The organism is Kitasatospora sp. NPDC091276, assembly GCF_040684355.1.
Taxonomy (GTDB): domain Bacteria; phylum Actinomycetota; class Actinomycetes; order Streptomycetales; family Streptomycetaceae; genus Kitasatospora.
In genome coordinates this window covers 137,807-153,570 of sequence record NZ_JBFBFU010000003.1, presented here as the reverse complement: position 1 = coordinate 153,570, position 15,764 = coordinate 137,807, and the positions used below count along the sequence as shown (strand labels likewise).

Sequence of the window (15,764 nt, the reverse complement as noted above, 5' to 3'; positions counted from 1 at the left end):
GGAGACGTGCATCGACTCAACGCCTGGCTCCGCCGTCACCCCGTGGTGGTCGACGCCGCCTGGGCTGCGATGGTGCTCTTCGCCAGCCTGCTGCCGAACGACAGTTCCAGCGACGGCTGGCGCTTCGACGCACAGATCCTGATCGCGGTGCTGCTGCCCGCGCTCATGGTCTTCCGCCGACGCTTCCCCGACGTCACCGTGGCCGCCGCCACCGGCCTGGGCCTCGGCCAGGTGGCCGCCGACGTCCTCCCGGCCGCCTCCTCCATCGCCTACCTGGTGTTCGCGTACACCGGCGCCGCCTTCGGCCAGAAGTGGACGTCCCGGCTGGCGCTGGTCGCCGGGCTGGCCGCCGGGCCACTGGTGTTCTGGCAGCTCCACCCGCTGAAGACGGTCTCCAACGGCGCCGGGGACTTCCACACCCGCCCGTACTCCTTCGGCGAGGCGGCGCTGATCACGCTGCTGATGAGCACCCCGTTCATCCTGTGCTGGGCGTGGGGGCGGCTGACCAGGGTGCGCCGGGCCTACCTGACCGAGCTGGAGGACCGCGCCGCCCGGCTGGAGCGCGAGCGGGACGCCCAGTCCAAGGTGGCGGTGGCCGCCGAGCGCGCCCGGATCGCCCGCGAGCTGCACGACGTGGTCGCGCACAACGTCTCGGTGATGATCGTCCAGGCCGACGGCGCCGCGTACGTGCTCGACAACTCGCCGCAGCAGGCGAAGGAGGCGCTCGGCACGATCGCGTCCACCGGCCGGCAGGCGCTGGTCGAGATGCGCCGCCTGCTGGGCGTGCTGCGCACCGCCGACACCGCCGAGGAGTACGTGCCGCAGCCGGGCGTCGAGGAACTGCCGGAGCTGCTGGAGCAGGTCCGCACGGCCGGGCTTCAGGTGGACTACGCGACCTCCGGGCATCCGCGCGAGCTGCCGCGCGGCGTCGAGCTGACGGTCTACCGGATCGTCCAGGAGGCGCTGACCAACGTCCGCAAGCACGGCGGCCCCGACGTGCACGCCCGGGTCGCGGTCGACTTCGGCGAGCGCGAGCTGGCCGTCCTGGTCGAGGACGACGGCCGCGGCAGCACCGACGAGCAACTGGCCACCGGCGGCACGGACGGCCTCGGTCACGGCCTGATCGGCATGCGCGAGCGGGTCGGCATGGTCAGCGGCAGCCTCGACGTGGGCCCCCGCCCCGGCGGCGGCTTCCGGATCCGCGCCATCCTGCCGCTCAAGGCGGCCCACTAACCCCCCGGTCCCCCCGACGCCCCCTGAAGGAGCCACCTTGACCATCCGCGTGATGCTCGTCGACGACCAGGAACTGCTGCGCACCGGTTTCCGGATGATCCTGCAGTCGCAGGGCGACATCGAGATCGTCGCCGAGGCCGGCGACGGCGCCCGGGCCCTGGAGCAGCTGCGGCACACCGAGGTGGACGTGATCCTGATGGACGTGCGGATGCCGCGCCTGGACGGGGTGCAGACCACCCGCCGGATCTGCCTGGCCGAGGACGGCAGCCCCGTGCCCAACGCCCCGCACGTGCTCATCCTGACCACCTTCGACCTGGACGAGTACGCCTTCGCCGCGCTCAAGGCCGGCGCCAGCGGCTTCCTGCTCAAGGACGTCCCGCCGACCGAGCTGGTGGCCGCGATCCGCGCGGTGCACGGCGGGGACGCGGTGGTCGCGCCGACCACCACCCGCCGCATGATCGACCGCTTCGCCGAGGTGCTGCCGACTCCGCAGAGCGCGCCCGGCGCGGACGCCCTCGGGCCGCTGACCGAGCGGGAGCGGGAGGTGTTCCTGCTGGTCGCCCAGGGGCTGTCGAACGGCGAGATCGCGGCCCGGCTGGTGCTCTCCGAGGCCACCGTGAAGACCCACGTCGGCCGGATCCTCGCCAAGCTCGGCCTGCGCGACCGGGTCCAGGCCGTGGTGCTCGCCTACGAGGCCGGGCTGATCCGGGCCGGGGCGACGGACTGAGCGCCCCCGGGCATCCCCGGGTATCCCCGGGCATCCCGTGGAGCACCCCGTGGAGGACCGGCTGAGCGCCCGTAGAATGGGCCGGTACGTCCGGTACCCGAAGAGGACCGGAACGAGGAGCTAAGGACGAGGGCCGGGCCGTGAACACGTCCGACAGTGCCGACCACGCCGCCGACGGCGGGTTCGCCCCGCTCGCCGACGGCTTCGGCGATCCGAGCCACCTGAACGACCCGAGCCACCCGGGCTACGCCGACGACCCGACCGACCCCGGCAACCGCCCGGCCCGGCTGGCCGTCGGCGTGGTCGGCACCGGCCGGGTCGGCCCGGCGCTGGGCGCCGCCCTGCAGCTCGCCGGGCACACCGTGGTCGCCGCCTCCGGGGTGTCCGCCACCTCCCGCCGCCGCGCCGAGGCGCTGCTGCCGGGGGTGCGGATCGTCACCCCGCCGCAGGTGCTGGCCGCCGCCGACCTGGTGCTGCTCACCGTGCCGGACGACACGCTGGCCGACCTGGTGACCGGCCTCGTCGCGACCGGCGCCGTCCGCCCCGGGCAGCTGCTGGTGCACACCTCCGGCGCGCACGGCGTCGGCATCCTGGAGCCCGCCACCCTGGCCGGGGCGCTGCCGCTGGCGCTGCACCCGGCGATGACCTTCACCGGCACCTCCGTCGACCTGGACCGGCTGGCCGGCTGCCCGTTCGGGGTGACCGCCCCCGAAGAGCTGCGGCCGGTCGCCGAGGCGCTGGTGGTGGAGATGGGCGGCGAGCCGGAGTGGGTGCCGGAGCAGGTCCGCCCGCTCTACCACACGGCCCTCGCGCACGGCGCGAACCACCTGGTCACCCTGGTCGCGCAGGCGATGGACCTGCTGCGCACGGCCGGCGTCGCCGAGCCCGGCCGGCTGCTCGGCCCGCTGCTCGGCGCCGCCCTGGACAACAGCCTGCGCTCCGGCGACGCGGCCCTCACCGGCCCGGTCGCCCGGGGCGACGCGGGCACCGTACGGCGCCACCTGGCGCAGCTCAGTACGGTGTCCCCGGACATCCCGGCGGCCTACCGGGCGATGGCCCGCGCCACCGCGCAGCGGGCGCTCGCCAACGGGACGATCGACGAAGCGTCGGCGGCGGCGCTGCTGGACGTACTGAACGAGGAGAATCGCTAATGGCACGCGGAAAGCAGCCGGTCAGGACCCAGCGGGCGCCGAAGGTCCACCGGGCCGTCGTCACCCGCACCGTGGACGACTTCGAGGCCGCGTTCTGGCCGGACGAGCGCCCGGTCGACAACGCCGTCGTGATGACCATGGGCGCGCTGCACGAGGGCCACGCCGCGCTGATCCGGGCCGCCCGCAAGCAGGTCGGCCAGGAGGGCCGGGTGGCGGTGACGGTCTTCGTCAACCCGCTGCAGTTCGGCCCGGCCGAGGACCTGGAGCGCTACCCGCGCAGCCTGGACGAGGACGTGAAGCTGGCCGAGGAGAACGGCGCCGACGTGGTGTTCGCGCCCTCCGTCGACGAGGTGTACCCGAACGGCCGGCCGCAGGTGCGCCTGTCGGCCGGCCCGATGGGCGAGCGCTTCGAGGGCGCCACCCGCCCCGGCCACTTCGACGGCGTGCTGACCGTCGTCGCCAAGCTGCTGCACATCACCGACCCGGACTTCGCGTTCTTCGGCGAGAAGGACGCGCAGCAGCTCGCGATCATCCAGCGGATGGTCGCCGACCTGGACTTCGACGTCGAGGTGGTCGGGGTGCCGACCGCCCGCGAGGAGGACGGGCTGGCGCGCTCCTCGCGCAACCGCTACCTCTCCACCGACGAGCGCGAGCAGGCCCTCGCCCTCTCCAAGGCGCTGTTCGCCGGCCGGGACGCCGCCGCCCAGGGCCCGAAGGCCGTCCGCGAGGCCGCCTCGGCCGTCCTGGACGCGGCCGAAGGCATCACCCTCGACTACCTCGCCCTGATCGACCCGCACGACTTCAGCGAAGCGGCGGACGACTTCCAGGGCGCGGCGGTGCTGGCCGTCGCCGCGAAGGTGGGTTCCACCCGCCTGATCGACAACGTCCACGTCATCTGCCGCTAGGCAACCGGCCACCCGGCACGGAACCGTTCGGCAAGAGCTCCCCTTTCAGGCATGCACTCACAGGAGGCGTGACCCGCAATGCTCCGCACCATGCTCAAGTCCAAGATCCACCGGGCCACCGTGACCCAGGCCGACCTGCACTACGTCGGCTCCGTCACGGTGGACGAGGACCTGCTCGACGCCGCCGACCTGCTCCCCGGCGAGCTGGTCCACATCGTCGACATCGACAACGGGGCCCGGCTGGAGACCTACACCATCGCCGGCCCGCGCGGCTCCGGCGTGATCGGCATCAACGGCGCCGCCGCCCGCCTGGTCCACCCCGGCGACCTGGTCATACTCATCGCCTACGGGCAGATGGACACGGCCGAGGCCAAGGGCTACGAACCGAGCATCGTCTTCGTGGACGAGCGGAACCGGATCACCGGCCTGGGCGGCGACCCCGCCGAGGCCCCGGAGGGCACCGGACTGCTCCGCGGCGACGGGGCGTACGGTGACGGCAACGGCGCGGCCCCGACCGCCGCGCGCTGAAGGAGCCACTGACGCCATGTCCGCCACGCACCGCCTCACCGCCCCGGCCCCCGGCTGGACCGCCACCACCGACGTGGTCGTGGTCGGCTCCGGGGTGGCCGGCCTCACCGTCGCCCTCAACGCCCGCAAGGCCGGCCTGCGGACCATGGTGGTCACCAAGGCGATGCTGGACGACGGCTCCACCCGCTGGGCCCAGGGCGGCATCGCGGCCGCCCTGGGCGAGGGCGACACCCCCGAGCAGCACCTGGACGACACCCTGGTGGCCGGCGCCGGGATCTGTGACGAGGAGGCCGTGCGCACCCTGGTCACCGAGGGCCCGGACGCCGTCCGCCGGCTGATCGCCGTCGGCGCCGCCTTCGACCGCGGCGCCGACGGCGAGATCCTGCTCACCCGCGAGGGCGGCCACCACCGCCGCCGGATCGCGCACGCCGGCGGGGACGCCACCGGCGCCGAGATATCGCGCGCCCTGGTGGAAGCCGTCCGCAACGACCCCGGCGTCGAGCTGATCGAGCACGCCCTCGTCCTCGACCTGCTCACCGACGCCGACGGGCACGCCGCCGGCCTCACCCTGCACGTGATGGGCGAGGGCCAGCGCGACGGCGTCGGCGCCGTCCGGGCCCGCGCGGTGGTCCTCGCCACCGGCGGCATGGGCCAGGTCTTCTCCGCCACCACCAACCCGGCGGTCTCCACCGGTGACGGCGTGGCGCTCGCCCTGCGGGCCGGCGCCGCCGTCACCGACCTGGAGTTCGTCCAGTTCCACCCGACCGTGCTCTGGCTCGGCCCGGAGGCCGAGGGCCAGCAGCCGCTGGTCTCCGAGGCGGTCCGCGGCGAGGGCGCCCACCTGGTGGACGCGCACGGCACCCGCTTCATGCTCGGGCAGCACGAGCTGGCCGAACTGGCCCCGCGCGACATCGTCGCCAAGGCGATCACCCGGCGCATGCAGGAGCAGGGCGCCGAGCACATGTACCTGGACGGGCGGCACTTCGGCGCCGAGATGTGGCAGCAGCGCTTCCCGACCATCTTCGCCTCCTGCCGCGCGCACGGCATCGACCCGGTCACCGAGCCGATCCCGGTCGCCCCGGCCGCGCACTACGCCTCCGGCGGCATCCGCACCGACCGGCACGGCCGCACCAGCGTCCCCGGCCTGTACGCCTGCGGCGAGGTCGCCTGCACCGGGGTGCACGGCGCCAACCGGCTGGCCTCCAACTCGCTGCTGGAGGGCCTGGTCTTCGCCGAGCGGATCGCCGCCGACCTCGCCGACCGGCACCGCCGCGGCGCACTGCCCGAGCGCGCCGTGGACGTCGCCGCCGCCCGCGCCGCACGGCCGGTGCCGCTGCCCGCCCCCGAGTCGCGCGCCGAGATCCAGCGGCTGATGTCGCGCGGCGCGGGCGTGCTGCGCTCGGCCGCCACGATGGCCGGCACCGCCGCCGGGCTGGCCCTGCTCACCGAGCAGGCCCACGCGCACGTCGCCGAGGAGAAGCCCGCCGACCCGCGGGTGGAGACCTGGGAGGCCGCCAACCTGCTGCTGGTCGCCACCGCGCTGGTCGCGGCCGCCGCGCAGCGCGAGGAGACCCGCGGCTGCCACTGGCGCGAGGACTTCCCCGAGCGCGACGACGCCCACTGGCGGCGCCACCTGATCACCACCCTCACCGCCTCCGGCGGCCCCGTCAGCACCCCTGAGGAGCAGTAGAACCATGACCCACTCCCACGAGGAACTCCCCCTGGCCGACGCCCAGGGCGGCTGCGGCGACGGCTGCGCCTGCGGGGACGGCGAGGGCTACGAGACCGGCCTGGACCCGCAGCTGGCCGAGCTGCTGGAGCAGGCCGGGCTGGACCCGATCGAGGTCGAGGACATCGCCACCCTGGCACTGGCCGAGGACCTGGCCGGCGGCGAGGACGTCACCTCGGTGGCCACCGTGCCCGCCGAGGCCGTAGCCACCGCCGACTTCACCGCCCGCCAGGCCGGCGTGGTGGCCGGCCTGCGGATCGCCGAGGCGGTCGTCTCGCTGATCTGCGAGGAGGAGTTCGAGGTCGAGCGGCACGTCCAGGACGGCGACCGGGTCGAGGCCGGCCAGGTCCTGCTGTCGGTCCGCTCCCGCACCCGCGACCTGCTCACCGCCGAGCGCAGCGCGCTCAACCTGCTCTGCCACCTGTCCGGCATCGCCACCGCGACCCGCGCCTGGGCCGACGCCCTGGAGGGCACCGGCGCCGTCGTCCGGGACACCCGCAAGACCACCCCGGGCCTGCGCGCGCTGGAGAAGTTCGCGGTGCGCTGCGGCGGCGGCGCCAACCACCGGATGGCCCTGTCCGACGCCGCCCTGGTCAAGGACAACCACGTGGTCGCGGCCGGCGGCGTCGCCGAGGCCTTCCGGGCCGTCAAGGCCGCCTACCCCGACCTGCCGGTCGAGATCGAGGTCGACACCCTGGAGCAGATCCCGCCGGTGCTGGCGGCCGGGGCCGACCTGATCCTGCTGGACAACTTCACCGTCCCGCAGCTGAAGGAGGCCGTCGAGCTGGTGGCCGGCCGGGCGAAGCTGGAGGCCTCCGGCGGCCTGACCCTGGCCACCGCGCGCGAGGTCGCCCAGACTGGTGTCGACTACCTGGCGGTGGGCGCGCTCACCCACTCCTCGCCGATCCTGGACATCGGCCTCGACCTGCGCGCCTGACCTCCCGTCCCGACTCGCAGAAAGCGCCCCATGCTCCTCACCATCGACGTCGGCAACACCCAGACCACGCTCGGCCTGTTCGACGGCGAGGACGTGGTGGAACATTGGCGGATCTCGACCGATTCGCGCCGCACGGCCGATGAACTGGCAGTGCTGCTACAGGGGTTGATGGGCAACCACACCGCGGTCCGGGAGGCCGCGGTGGAGGGCCTGGCGATCTGCTCGTCCGTTCCCGCCGTGCTCCACGAGCTCCGCGAGGTGACCCGCCGCTACTACGGCGACGTCCCCGCGGTGATCGTGGAGCCCGGCGTGAAGACCGGGGTGCACGTCCTGATGGACAACCCCAAGGAGGTCGGCGCCGACCGGATCGTCAACGCCCTGGCCGCCAACCACCTGTACGGCGGCCCGTGCATCGTGGTCGACTTCGGCACCGCCACCACCTTCGACGCCGTCAACGCCCGCGGCGACTACGTGGGCGGCGCGATCGCCCCCGGCATCGAGATCTCGGTGGAGGCGCTCGGTGTCCGCGGCGCCCAGCTGCGCAAGATCGAGCTGGCCCGGCCCCGCAACGTGATCGGCAAGAACACCGTCGAGGGCATGCAGTCCGGCATCCTGTACGGCTTCGCGGGCCAGGTCGACGGCCTGGTCGACCGGATGGCCAAGGAGCTGTCCAAGGACCCGGACGACGTCCAGGTGATCGCCACCGGCGGGCTGGCCCCCCTGGTCCTCGGCGAGGCCTCCACCATCGACGTCCACGAGCCCTGGCTCACCCTGATCGGCCTGCGCCTGGTCTTCGAGCGCAACCGCCCGGCCTGACCGGCCCCCGGGGCCCCCGTCGGCGCCCCCCGGTCCGTCCGGGGGGCGCCGACGCGCGTCCTCCCCCACTCCCGCGGCCGATTCCGCCGGGCCGAACGTGGGGCGTCGGCGCGACGCTACCGACAAATCGGATATTCCTCACGTAGTGTCAGCCCATGCCTACGCCACACGGATCGCGCGGCGGCATGGCCTTCAGCGCCGACGAAGTCCGCGTGCTGCGCCGCGCCCTCGCCCAAGCCCTGCACCCCGCCGTCCCCGTCCACCTCCAGCTCCCCGACCGTCCGGTGTTCGCCGGCCCGGGCGCCGAGCTGTGGGCGGAGGACGTCCAGGACGCGCTGCGTCTGACCGAGGCGATCGACGAGGCCGTCCAGGAGGGCGGCCGGCTGCGCGCCTTCCTGCTCGCCGACCTCGGGCGCTACCGGGCGGCCCTGCCCGGCAGCGCCCCCGGCTACCTGGAACGCCTGGAGGAAGCCGTGACCGACGGCTACCTGCCCGGCCCGGAGGACCTCACCGCGCTGCGCGGGCTGACCCGCCAGCCGTGCGGCCACGGCGAACGCGCCCGCCGCTCCCGGCTGGCCGGCCGCTGCCACGCGCTGGCCGAGGCCGCCGTCCGCGAGCGGCTCGCCCTCACCACCGGGCAGCCCCGCCACCTCGTCGTCGTACCGAGCCCCGCCGCACCCCCGAGCAGTCTCCCCACCCCTGTTGGAGGACGGATCACGATGAGCAGCACCGACTCCCCCGCCGAGCGGCCCACCGCCCCCCAGAACCCGCCCCGCCCGCACCGGATGCCCACCCCGGCCGAACTCTTCGGGCGCCGCCCCAAGCCCCCCGCCCACCCCGCGCCCCCGGCCGCGCCGGACCCGGACGAGATCGAACTCGCCACCGGCACCGGCTGAGCCGCCCGCACCCGAGGAGGGGGACCGCCGACGCGGCCCCCCTCCTGCGTTATCCCGTGGCGGAGCACGGTGTGTGGCTGGCTACCCTTGTGGGGTGAGCGATCAGAGCCCCATCCCCGCGACCGACGACCTTCCCGAGCAGATGCGCGTCCGGCGCGAGAAGCTGGACCGGCTCCGGGCGGCCGGTGTCGACCCCTACCCGGTCGGCTTCCCCCGCACCAGCACCATCGCGGACCTGCGCGCCAAGCACCCGGACCTGGAACCCGACACCGCGACCGGTGAGCGGGCCGGCGTCACCGGCCGGGTGATCCTCTCCCGCACCGGCGGCAAGCTCTGCTTCGCCACGCTGCGCGACGGCACCGGCGACCTCCAGGTGATGTTCTCCCTGGACAAGCTGGGAGCGGAGCGGCTGGCGGCCTGGAAGACGGACATCGACCTGGGCGACCAGGTCGGCGTCGAGGGCGAGGTGATCACCTCCAAGCGCGGCGAGCTGTCCGTGATGGTGGACCGCTGGGAGCTCACCGCCAAGTGCCTGCGCCCGCTGCCGGACAAGCACAAGGGCCTGACCGACCCGGAGGCCCGGGTCCGCCAGCGGTACGTCGACCTGATCGTCAACCCCGAGGCCCGCGAGATCCTGCACCTGCGCAGCAAGGTGGTCCGCTCGATCCGCCGCACCTACGAGGACCGCGGCTACATCGAGGTCGAGACCCCGATGCTGCAGCCGGTGCACGGCGGCGCCAACGCCCGCCCGTTCAAGACGCACATCAACGCGTACGACATCGACCTCTACATGCGCATCGCCCCCGAGCTGTACCTCAAGCGGCTGGTGGTCGGCGGCGCCGAGAAGGTCTTCGAGATCAACCGCAACTTCCGCAACGAGGGCGCGGACTCCACCCACAACCCGGAGTTCACCTCGCTGGAGTCGTACGAGGCGTACGGCGACTACGACACCCAGGCCGAGCTGATCCGCGAGACGATCGTCAACGCGGCCCGGGACGCGCTGGGCACCACGGTGATCAAGGGCCTGGACGCGCACGGCGTGGAGCACGAGATCGACCTGGCCGAGCCGTGGGAGGAGGTCTCCGTCTACCCGGGCATCTCCGCCCGGCTGGGCGTCGAGGTCACCCCGGAGACCGGCGTCGAGGAGCTGCGCAAGCTGGCCTTCGACCACGGCATCCCGTTCGACAAGGACTGGGGCCACGGTCAGATCGTGCTGGAGATGGTCGAGCGCCTGCTGGAGGAGAACGCCGTCCGGCCGACCTTCATCAAGGACTACCCGACCGAGGTCTCCCCGCTGACCCGCCAGCACCGCTCGGTGCCGGGCGTGGCCGAGAAGTGGGACCTGGTGATCTTCGGTACCGAGATCGGCACCGCCTACTCCGAGCTGGTCGACCCGGTCGAGCAGCGCGCCCGCCTGACCGCGCAGTCCCTGCTGGCGGCCGGCGGCGACGTCGAGGCGATGCAGATCGACGAGGACTTCCTGCGGGCCCTGGAGTACGCGATGCCGCCGACCGGCGGCCTCGGCCTCGGGGTGGACCGCCTGATCATGCTGCTGACCGGCAAGAACATCCGGGAGACCGTGCTCTTCCCGTTGGTGAAGCCGGAGGCGAAGGCTTCCGCCGCGACGGCGGAGAAGACCGAGGAGGAGTGACTGATGGACTACGTCAGCGCGATCGTGCCGCCGCTGGTCATGGCGATCGGCTTCGGATTCCTGGTGCGGGCCATCATCCGCAGCCAGGGCGGAGCCCAGAAGGCCAAGGAAGACCTCGACTGACCCGCGAGCGAACCCGCGACTGACACCGTCAGCCGCCGAACCACCGACGCGCCGCCATTCCCGATTCCGGGGGTGGCGGCGCGCCGGTTTGGCGCACTTCACAAGATTTGCCCCATTCACTCCCTATCCTGGCCGCACTATGGTCCGGCAACTCGGTGAACTTGAGAACGCCATCATGACCCGGGTGTGGCAGTGGAACCGGCCGGTGACGGTTCGCGAGGTTCTCCTGGATCTGCAGTCGGAACGCGAAATCGCGTACACCACGGTGATGACCGTCCTGGACAAGCTCCACAGAAAGGGCTGGCTGCGCCGCGAGCGGGTCGGCCGGGCCTATCGATATGAACCGGTCTCGTCCCGTGAGGCGTACACCGCCGCGCTGATGAACGACGCGTGGGCCACCAGTGACAATCCGGCCGCGGCCCTGGTGCACTTCTTCGGCCTGATGTCGCCCGGGCAGCGCGAGGCGCTGCGGGACGCCTTGCGGGTCACCGCTCTGTTCCCGCCGGATCCGCCCCCCGCCGAATCCGCGGAGCCGGGACCGGATACCGGGGAGACCCCGCCGGGCGCGACACGATAACGTCCCGGCCATGGAGGTCACCATCCGCCGTGCGCGGACCACGGACGTGCGGACCGTACGCGGGCTCATCGACGCCTACTCGCGCGACGGCATTCTGCTCGACAAGCCCACAGTCACACTGTTCGAATCCGTCCAGGAGTTCTGGGTCGCCGAACGCGACGACACCGGTGCGGTGGTGGCCTGCGGCGCCCTGCACGTGATGTGGGAGGACCTGGCCGAGGTCCGCACGCTCGCCGTCGATCCGTCCTGCCGGGGCTTCGGGGTCGGACACCTGCTGCTGGAGAAGCTGCTGCAGACCGCGCGCTGGCTCGGCGTCCGTCGGATTTTCTGCTTGACGTTCGAGGTTCCGTTCTTCGCGAAACACGGTTTCGTCGAGATCGGAGAGCTTCAGGAAACCGATGATGGTACGACAGACCCGGCGGCGATCGCTACGGATGTCTATGAAGAACTTCTCCGCTCGTACGATGAAGGTGTCGCGGAGTTCCTTGACCTGGAGCGGGTGAAGCCCAACACACTGGGCAACTCGCGCATGCTGCTGCACCTCTGAGCGGCTCCGCGCCGGTCAAGGGTTTGTGTTTTCCGGAGAAAGGCGCTTTCCTTTCCTTAGGCAATGGGTCGTTTAGCGGAAAGGGAAGCCCGTGGCACAGAGGGTGCAGGTCATTCTTGAAGACGATCTCGACGGTGGTTCGGCGGACGAGACGGTGACGTTCGCGCTCGACGGCGTTGCCTACGAGATCGACCTGAAGAGCGTCAACGCGGACAAGCTGCGCGGTCTGCTGGCGCCGTACGTGGAGAAGGGCCGCAAGCAGAGCGGCCGGCTCGCCGGCCCGCGGCGCCCGGGTCGCGGCACCGCGCCGCGCCCCTCCGGCAGCGCGCCGGACACCGCGAAGATCCGCGCGTGGGCCAAGGAGCAGGGCATGGAGGTCAACGACCGCGGCCGGGTGCCGAGCACCGTCCGCGAGGCCTACGACAAGGCCAACGCGTCCTGACCCCGGCGCCGCCGGAACGCCGGAGCGGATGCGGGGCCCCGGCGGCCGCACACGGCGCCGACGACACACGCGCGGGGCGCGGAGGACTCTCCTCCGCGCCCCGCGGCGCGCACCCCGGGGGCCGCAGGGCCACCGGTACCGGGGGGCGTCCGGGGCGCGGGCTCGGGCGGCGGAACAATCACGAGCTGTGCAACGCTGTAAGGGCGAAGCGGTAACGCCGGCACCACCGGGCGGCGTACCTGCCGCACCGGCCGTGCCGAACCGCCGTCGCCGCGACGCGACTTCTCGCCAGGCGAACACCGCCACCGCGGAAACTGCGCGAGAAGCGCCCCGATACCGGGTATGAATGCAGGTGGACGGGTTCTTCGACCCGTCCAGGGGCAGTATGCGTGACCGGCCGGAGACGGCCCGGCTCCGCCCCGGCGGCTCTTGTTCGCCGATGGCGTAGCGGTATCCGGTGCATCCGGGCCACCTGTGGGAACACCGTTTCCCAGCATCAGGTTGGGATTGGTGTCGGCTGGTCGCGCAGCATCTCGCTCCCGTACCGGGGAGTGAATCCGTGGGCCGCGCCGCTGAGCGGGACTAGCATGCGGAAGGACAGGGCGGGGACCGACCCCGAACTGCCCGACCGCTCTGAGGAGCGATAAACGATGTTCGAGAGGTTCACCGACCGCGCGCGGCGGGTTGTCGTCCTGGCTCAGGAAGAAGCCCGGATGCTCAACCACAACTACATCGGCACCGAGCACATCCTCCTGGGTCTGATCCACGAGGGCGAGGGCGTCGCCGCCAAGGCCCTGGAGAGCCTCGGGATTTCCCTTGAGGCCGTGCGCCAGCAGGTCGAGGAGATCATCGGCCAGGGGCAGCAGGCCCCGTCCGGCCACATTCCCTTCACCCCGCGGGCGAAGAAGGTCCTGGAGCTGTCGCTCCGGGAGGCACTGCAGCTCGGCCACAACTACATCGGCACCGAGCACATCCTGCTCGGTCTGATCCGCGAGGGCGAGGGCGTCGCCGCCCAGGTCCTGGTCAAGCTGGGCGCCGACCTCAACCGGGTGCGCCAGCAGGTCATCCAGCTGCTCTCCGGCTACCAGACCGGCGGCGGCAAGGAGTCGGCCACGGCCGGCGGGCCCGCCGAGGGCACCCCGTCGACCTCGCTGGTCCTGGACCAGTTCGGCCGCAACCTCACCCAGGCCGCCCGCGAGGCCAAGCTCGACCCGGTCATCGGGCGCGAGAAGGAGATCGAGCGGGTCATGCAGGTGCTGTCCCGCCGCACCAAGAACAACCCGGTCCTGATCGGCGAGCCCGGCGTGGGCAAGACCGCCGTGGTCGAGGGCCTGGCGCAGGCGATCGTCAAGGGCGAGGTCCCGGAGACGCTCAAGGACAAGCAGCTCTACACGCTGGACCTGGGCGCCCTGGTGGCCGGCTCGCGCTACCGCGGTGACTTCGAGGAGCGCCTGAAGAAGGTGCTCAAGGAGATCCGCACCCGCGGCGACATCATCCTGTTCATCGACGAGCTGCACACCCTGGTCGGCGCGGGCGCCGCCGAGGGCGCCATCGACGCCGCCAGCATCCTCAAGCCGATGCTGGCCCGCGGCGAGCTGCAGACCATCGGTGCCACCACCCTGGACGAGTACCGCAAGCACCTGGAGAAGGACGCCGCGCTGGAGCGCCGCTTCCAGCCGATCCAGGTCGCCGAGCCGTCGCTGCCGCACACCATCGAGATCCTCAAGGGTCTGCGCGACCGCTACGAGGCCCACCACCGGGTCTCCATCACGGACTCCGCGCTGGTCGCCGCCGCCACCCTGGCCGACCGCTACATCTCGGACCGCTTCCTGCCGGACAAGGCGATCGACCTGATCGACGAGGCCGGCTCCCGAATGCGCATCCGCCGGATGACCGCGCCGCCGGACCTGCGCGAGTTCGACGAGAAGATCGCCGACGTGCGCCGCGAGAAGGAGAGCGCGATCGACGCGCAGGACTTCGAGAAGGCCGCGTCCCTGCGCGACGACGAGAAGCAGCTCCTCCAGGCCAAGGCCAAGCGCGAGAAGGAGTGGAAGGCCGGCGACATGGACGTCGTCGCGGAGGTCAACGAGGAGCTCATCGCCGAGGTCCTGGCCACCGCCACCGGCATCCCGGTCTTCAAGCTGACCGAGGAGGAGACCTCGCGGCTGCTGCGCATGGAGGACGAGCTGCACAAGCGCGTCATCGGCCAGAAGGACGCCATCAAGGCGCTCTCCCAGGCCATCCGGCGCACCCGTGCGGGCCTCAAGGACCCGAAGCGCCCCGGCGGCTCGTTCATCTTCGCCGGCCCGTCCGGCGTCGGTAAGACCGAGCTGTCCAAGACGCTCGCCGAGTTCCTCTTCGGCGACGAGGACGCGCTGATCGCGCTCGACATGTCCGAGTTCTCCGAGAAGCACACCGTCTCCCGGCTCTTCGGTTCGCCCCCCGGGTACGTGGGCTACGAGGAGGGCGGCCAGCTGACCGAGAAGGTCCGCCGCAAGCCGTTCTCCGTCGTCCTCTTCGACGAGGTCGAGAAGGCCCACCCGGACATCTTCAACTCGCTGCTGCAGATCCTGGAGGATGGTCGCCTGACCGACTCCCAGGGCCGCGTGGTCGACTTCAAGAACACCGTCATCATCATGACGACCAACCTCGGCACCCGGGACATCTCCAAGGGCTTCAACCTGGGCTTCGCGGCCACGGGTGACTCCACGACCGGGTACGAGCGGATGAAGGCGAAGGTCGGCGAGGAGCTCAAGCAGCACTTCCGCCCCGAGTTCCTGAACCGCGTCGACGACATCGTGGTGTTCCACCAGCTGTCCGAGGAAGACATCATCCAGATCGTCGACCTGATGATCGAGAAGGTGGACGGCCGCCTCAAGGACAAGGACATGGGCCTGGAGCTCAGCGTCGAGGCCAAGAAGCTGCTGGCCAAGCGCGGCTACGACCCGATCCTGGGCGCCCGGCCGCTGCGCCGCACCATCCAGCGCGAGATCGAGGACCACCTCTCCGAGAAGATCCTCTTCGGCGAGCTGCGGGCCGGCCACATCGTGGTCGTCGGTGTCGAGGGTGAGGGCAAGGAGGCCAAGTTCACCTTCCGCGGTGAGGAGAAGTCGGCCGTCGCGGACACCCCGGCCGCGGTCGCCTCGTCCGGCCCGGACCTGACGAAGTAGCAACATTTAACAGACAACTTCACAGCTACCGAGCCCCCGGCGTCCGCGCCGGGGGCTCGGCGCGTTCCGGCCGGCCGGACCGGGGGCGCCCGTGGACGAGGGCGGATGGCCTCGCGGCGGGCTGGTGCGGGTGCGTCCGATTTCTCAGTAAGCTTTAACGGACATACGGTTGACATATGGTCAGCTGATCGGAAGTTGCGCAGGATAGCGCCGTGGCCATGTCATGGTCAAGGGCTATCTTTTCTGTCCACGCTTGTATCAAATGACGTCCACCTGTCTTTCATTTTGGTTTGCCGGGCTTTGGCCAAGAGCTGGCCCCGGTCGGGGAGGAC

At 72.0% G+C, this 15,764-nt stretch carries 13 protein-coding genes and 1 pseudogene; all 14 read left to right on the top strand.

Annotated features, from left to right (window positions below):
* Positions 1–6: 6 nt before the first annotated feature.
* The 14 genes and pseudogenes from AB0O19_RS04625 to AB0O19_RS04560 all read left to right on the top strand — a co-directional run bounded on the left by AB0O19_RS04625 (position 7) and on the right by AB0O19_RS04560 (position 15,432).
* The gene (locus AB0O19_RS04625) at positions 7–1,233 is read left to right on the top strand and encodes a sensor histidine kinase (RefSeq protein WP_363587743.1); all 1,227 of its coding nucleotides are present in this window, start codon (positions 7–9) and stop codon (positions 1,231–1,233) included.
* A gap of 37 nt (positions 1,234–1,270) precedes the next feature.
* The gene (locus AB0O19_RS04620) at positions 1,271–1,960 is read left to right on the top strand and encodes a response regulator transcription factor (protein WP_350878413.1); all 690 of its coding nucleotides are present in this window, start codon (positions 1,271–1,273) and stop codon (positions 1,958–1,960) included.
* Between the two features lie 221 nt (positions 1,961–2,181).
* Positions 2,182–3,111, top strand: coding sequence for a DUF2520 domain-containing protein (locus tag AB0O19_RS04615; RefSeq protein ID WP_363618039.1), 930 nt, complete (start codon positions 2,182–2,184; stop codon positions 3,109–3,111).
* Complete coding sequence (gene panC / locus AB0O19_RS04610) at positions 3,111–4,016, top strand: pantoate--beta-alanine ligase (protein ID WP_363587740.1); 906 nt, start codon at positions 3,111–3,113, stop codon at positions 4,014–4,016. Before AB0O19_RS04615 ends, panC begins: the two co-directional genes overlap by 1 nt.
* A gap of 78 nt (positions 4,017–4,094) precedes the next feature.
* Positions 4,095–4,544 carry an aspartate 1-decarboxylase gene (gene panD, locus AB0O19_RS04605; protein ID WP_363587738.1) on the top strand — a complete coding sequence of 150 codons (450 nt, stop codon included), beginning with the start codon at positions 4,095–4,097 and terminating at the stop codon, positions 4,542–4,544.
* A 16-nt stretch (positions 4,545–4,560) separates the two neighbouring features.
* The gene (locus AB0O19_RS04600; protein WP_363617793.1) at positions 4,561–6,234 is read left to right on the top strand and encodes an L-aspartate oxidase; all 1,674 of its coding nucleotides are present in this window, start codon (positions 4,561–4,563) and stop codon (positions 6,232–6,234) included.
* 4 nt (positions 6,235–6,238) lie between these two features.
* Positions 6,239–7,210, top strand: coding sequence for a carboxylating nicotinate-nucleotide diphosphorylase (gene nadC, locus AB0O19_RS04595; protein ID WP_063348830.1), 972 nt, complete (start codon positions 6,239–6,241; stop codon positions 7,208–7,210).
* 30 nt (positions 7,211–7,240) lie between these two features.
* Positions 7,241–8,026 (top strand): type III pantothenate kinase, encoded by a 786-nt coding sequence (locus AB0O19_RS04590; protein WP_350878407.1) that lies wholly within the window; start codon positions 7,241–7,243, stop codon positions 8,024–8,026.
* A 155-nt stretch (positions 8,027–8,181) separates the two neighbouring features.
* On the top strand, positions 8,182–8,922 hold the full coding sequence (locus AB0O19_RS04585) for a hypothetical protein (protein WP_363589008.1): 741 nt from the start codon (positions 8,182–8,184) through the stop codon (positions 8,920–8,922).
* Between the two features lie 115 nt (positions 8,923–9,037).
* Positions 9,038–10,573: pseudogene (gene lysX, locus AB0O19_RS04580) on the top strand (bifunctional lysylphosphatidylglycerol synthetase/lysine--tRNA ligase LysX); the annotation flags it as partial.
* Between the two features lie 262 nt (positions 10,574–10,835).
* Positions 10,836–11,273 (top strand): BlaI/MecI/CopY family transcriptional regulator, encoded by a 438-nt coding sequence (locus tag AB0O19_RS04575; RefSeq protein ID WP_363589010.1) that lies wholly within the window; start codon positions 10,836–10,838, stop codon positions 11,271–11,273.
* Positions 11,274–11,283: 10 nt separating this feature from the next.
* On the top strand, positions 11,284–11,820 hold the full coding sequence (locus tag AB0O19_RS04570; protein ID WP_350878402.1) for an amino-acid N-acetyltransferase: 537 nt from the start codon (positions 11,284–11,286) through the stop codon (positions 11,818–11,820).
* A gap of 91 nt (positions 11,821–11,911) precedes the next feature.
* Positions 11,912–12,262 (top strand): Lsr2 family protein, encoded by a 351-nt coding sequence (locus AB0O19_RS04565; RefSeq protein ID WP_350878401.1) that lies wholly within the window; start codon positions 11,912–11,914, stop codon positions 12,260–12,262.
* A 650-nt stretch (positions 12,263–12,912) separates the two neighbouring features.
* A complete protein-coding gene (locus AB0O19_RS04560) occupies positions 12,913–15,432 on the top strand; it encodes an ATP-dependent Clp protease ATP-binding subunit (RefSeq protein WP_350878400.1) in 2,520 nt (839 codons plus the stop codon).
* Positions 15,433–15,764: the final 332 nt, after the last annotated feature.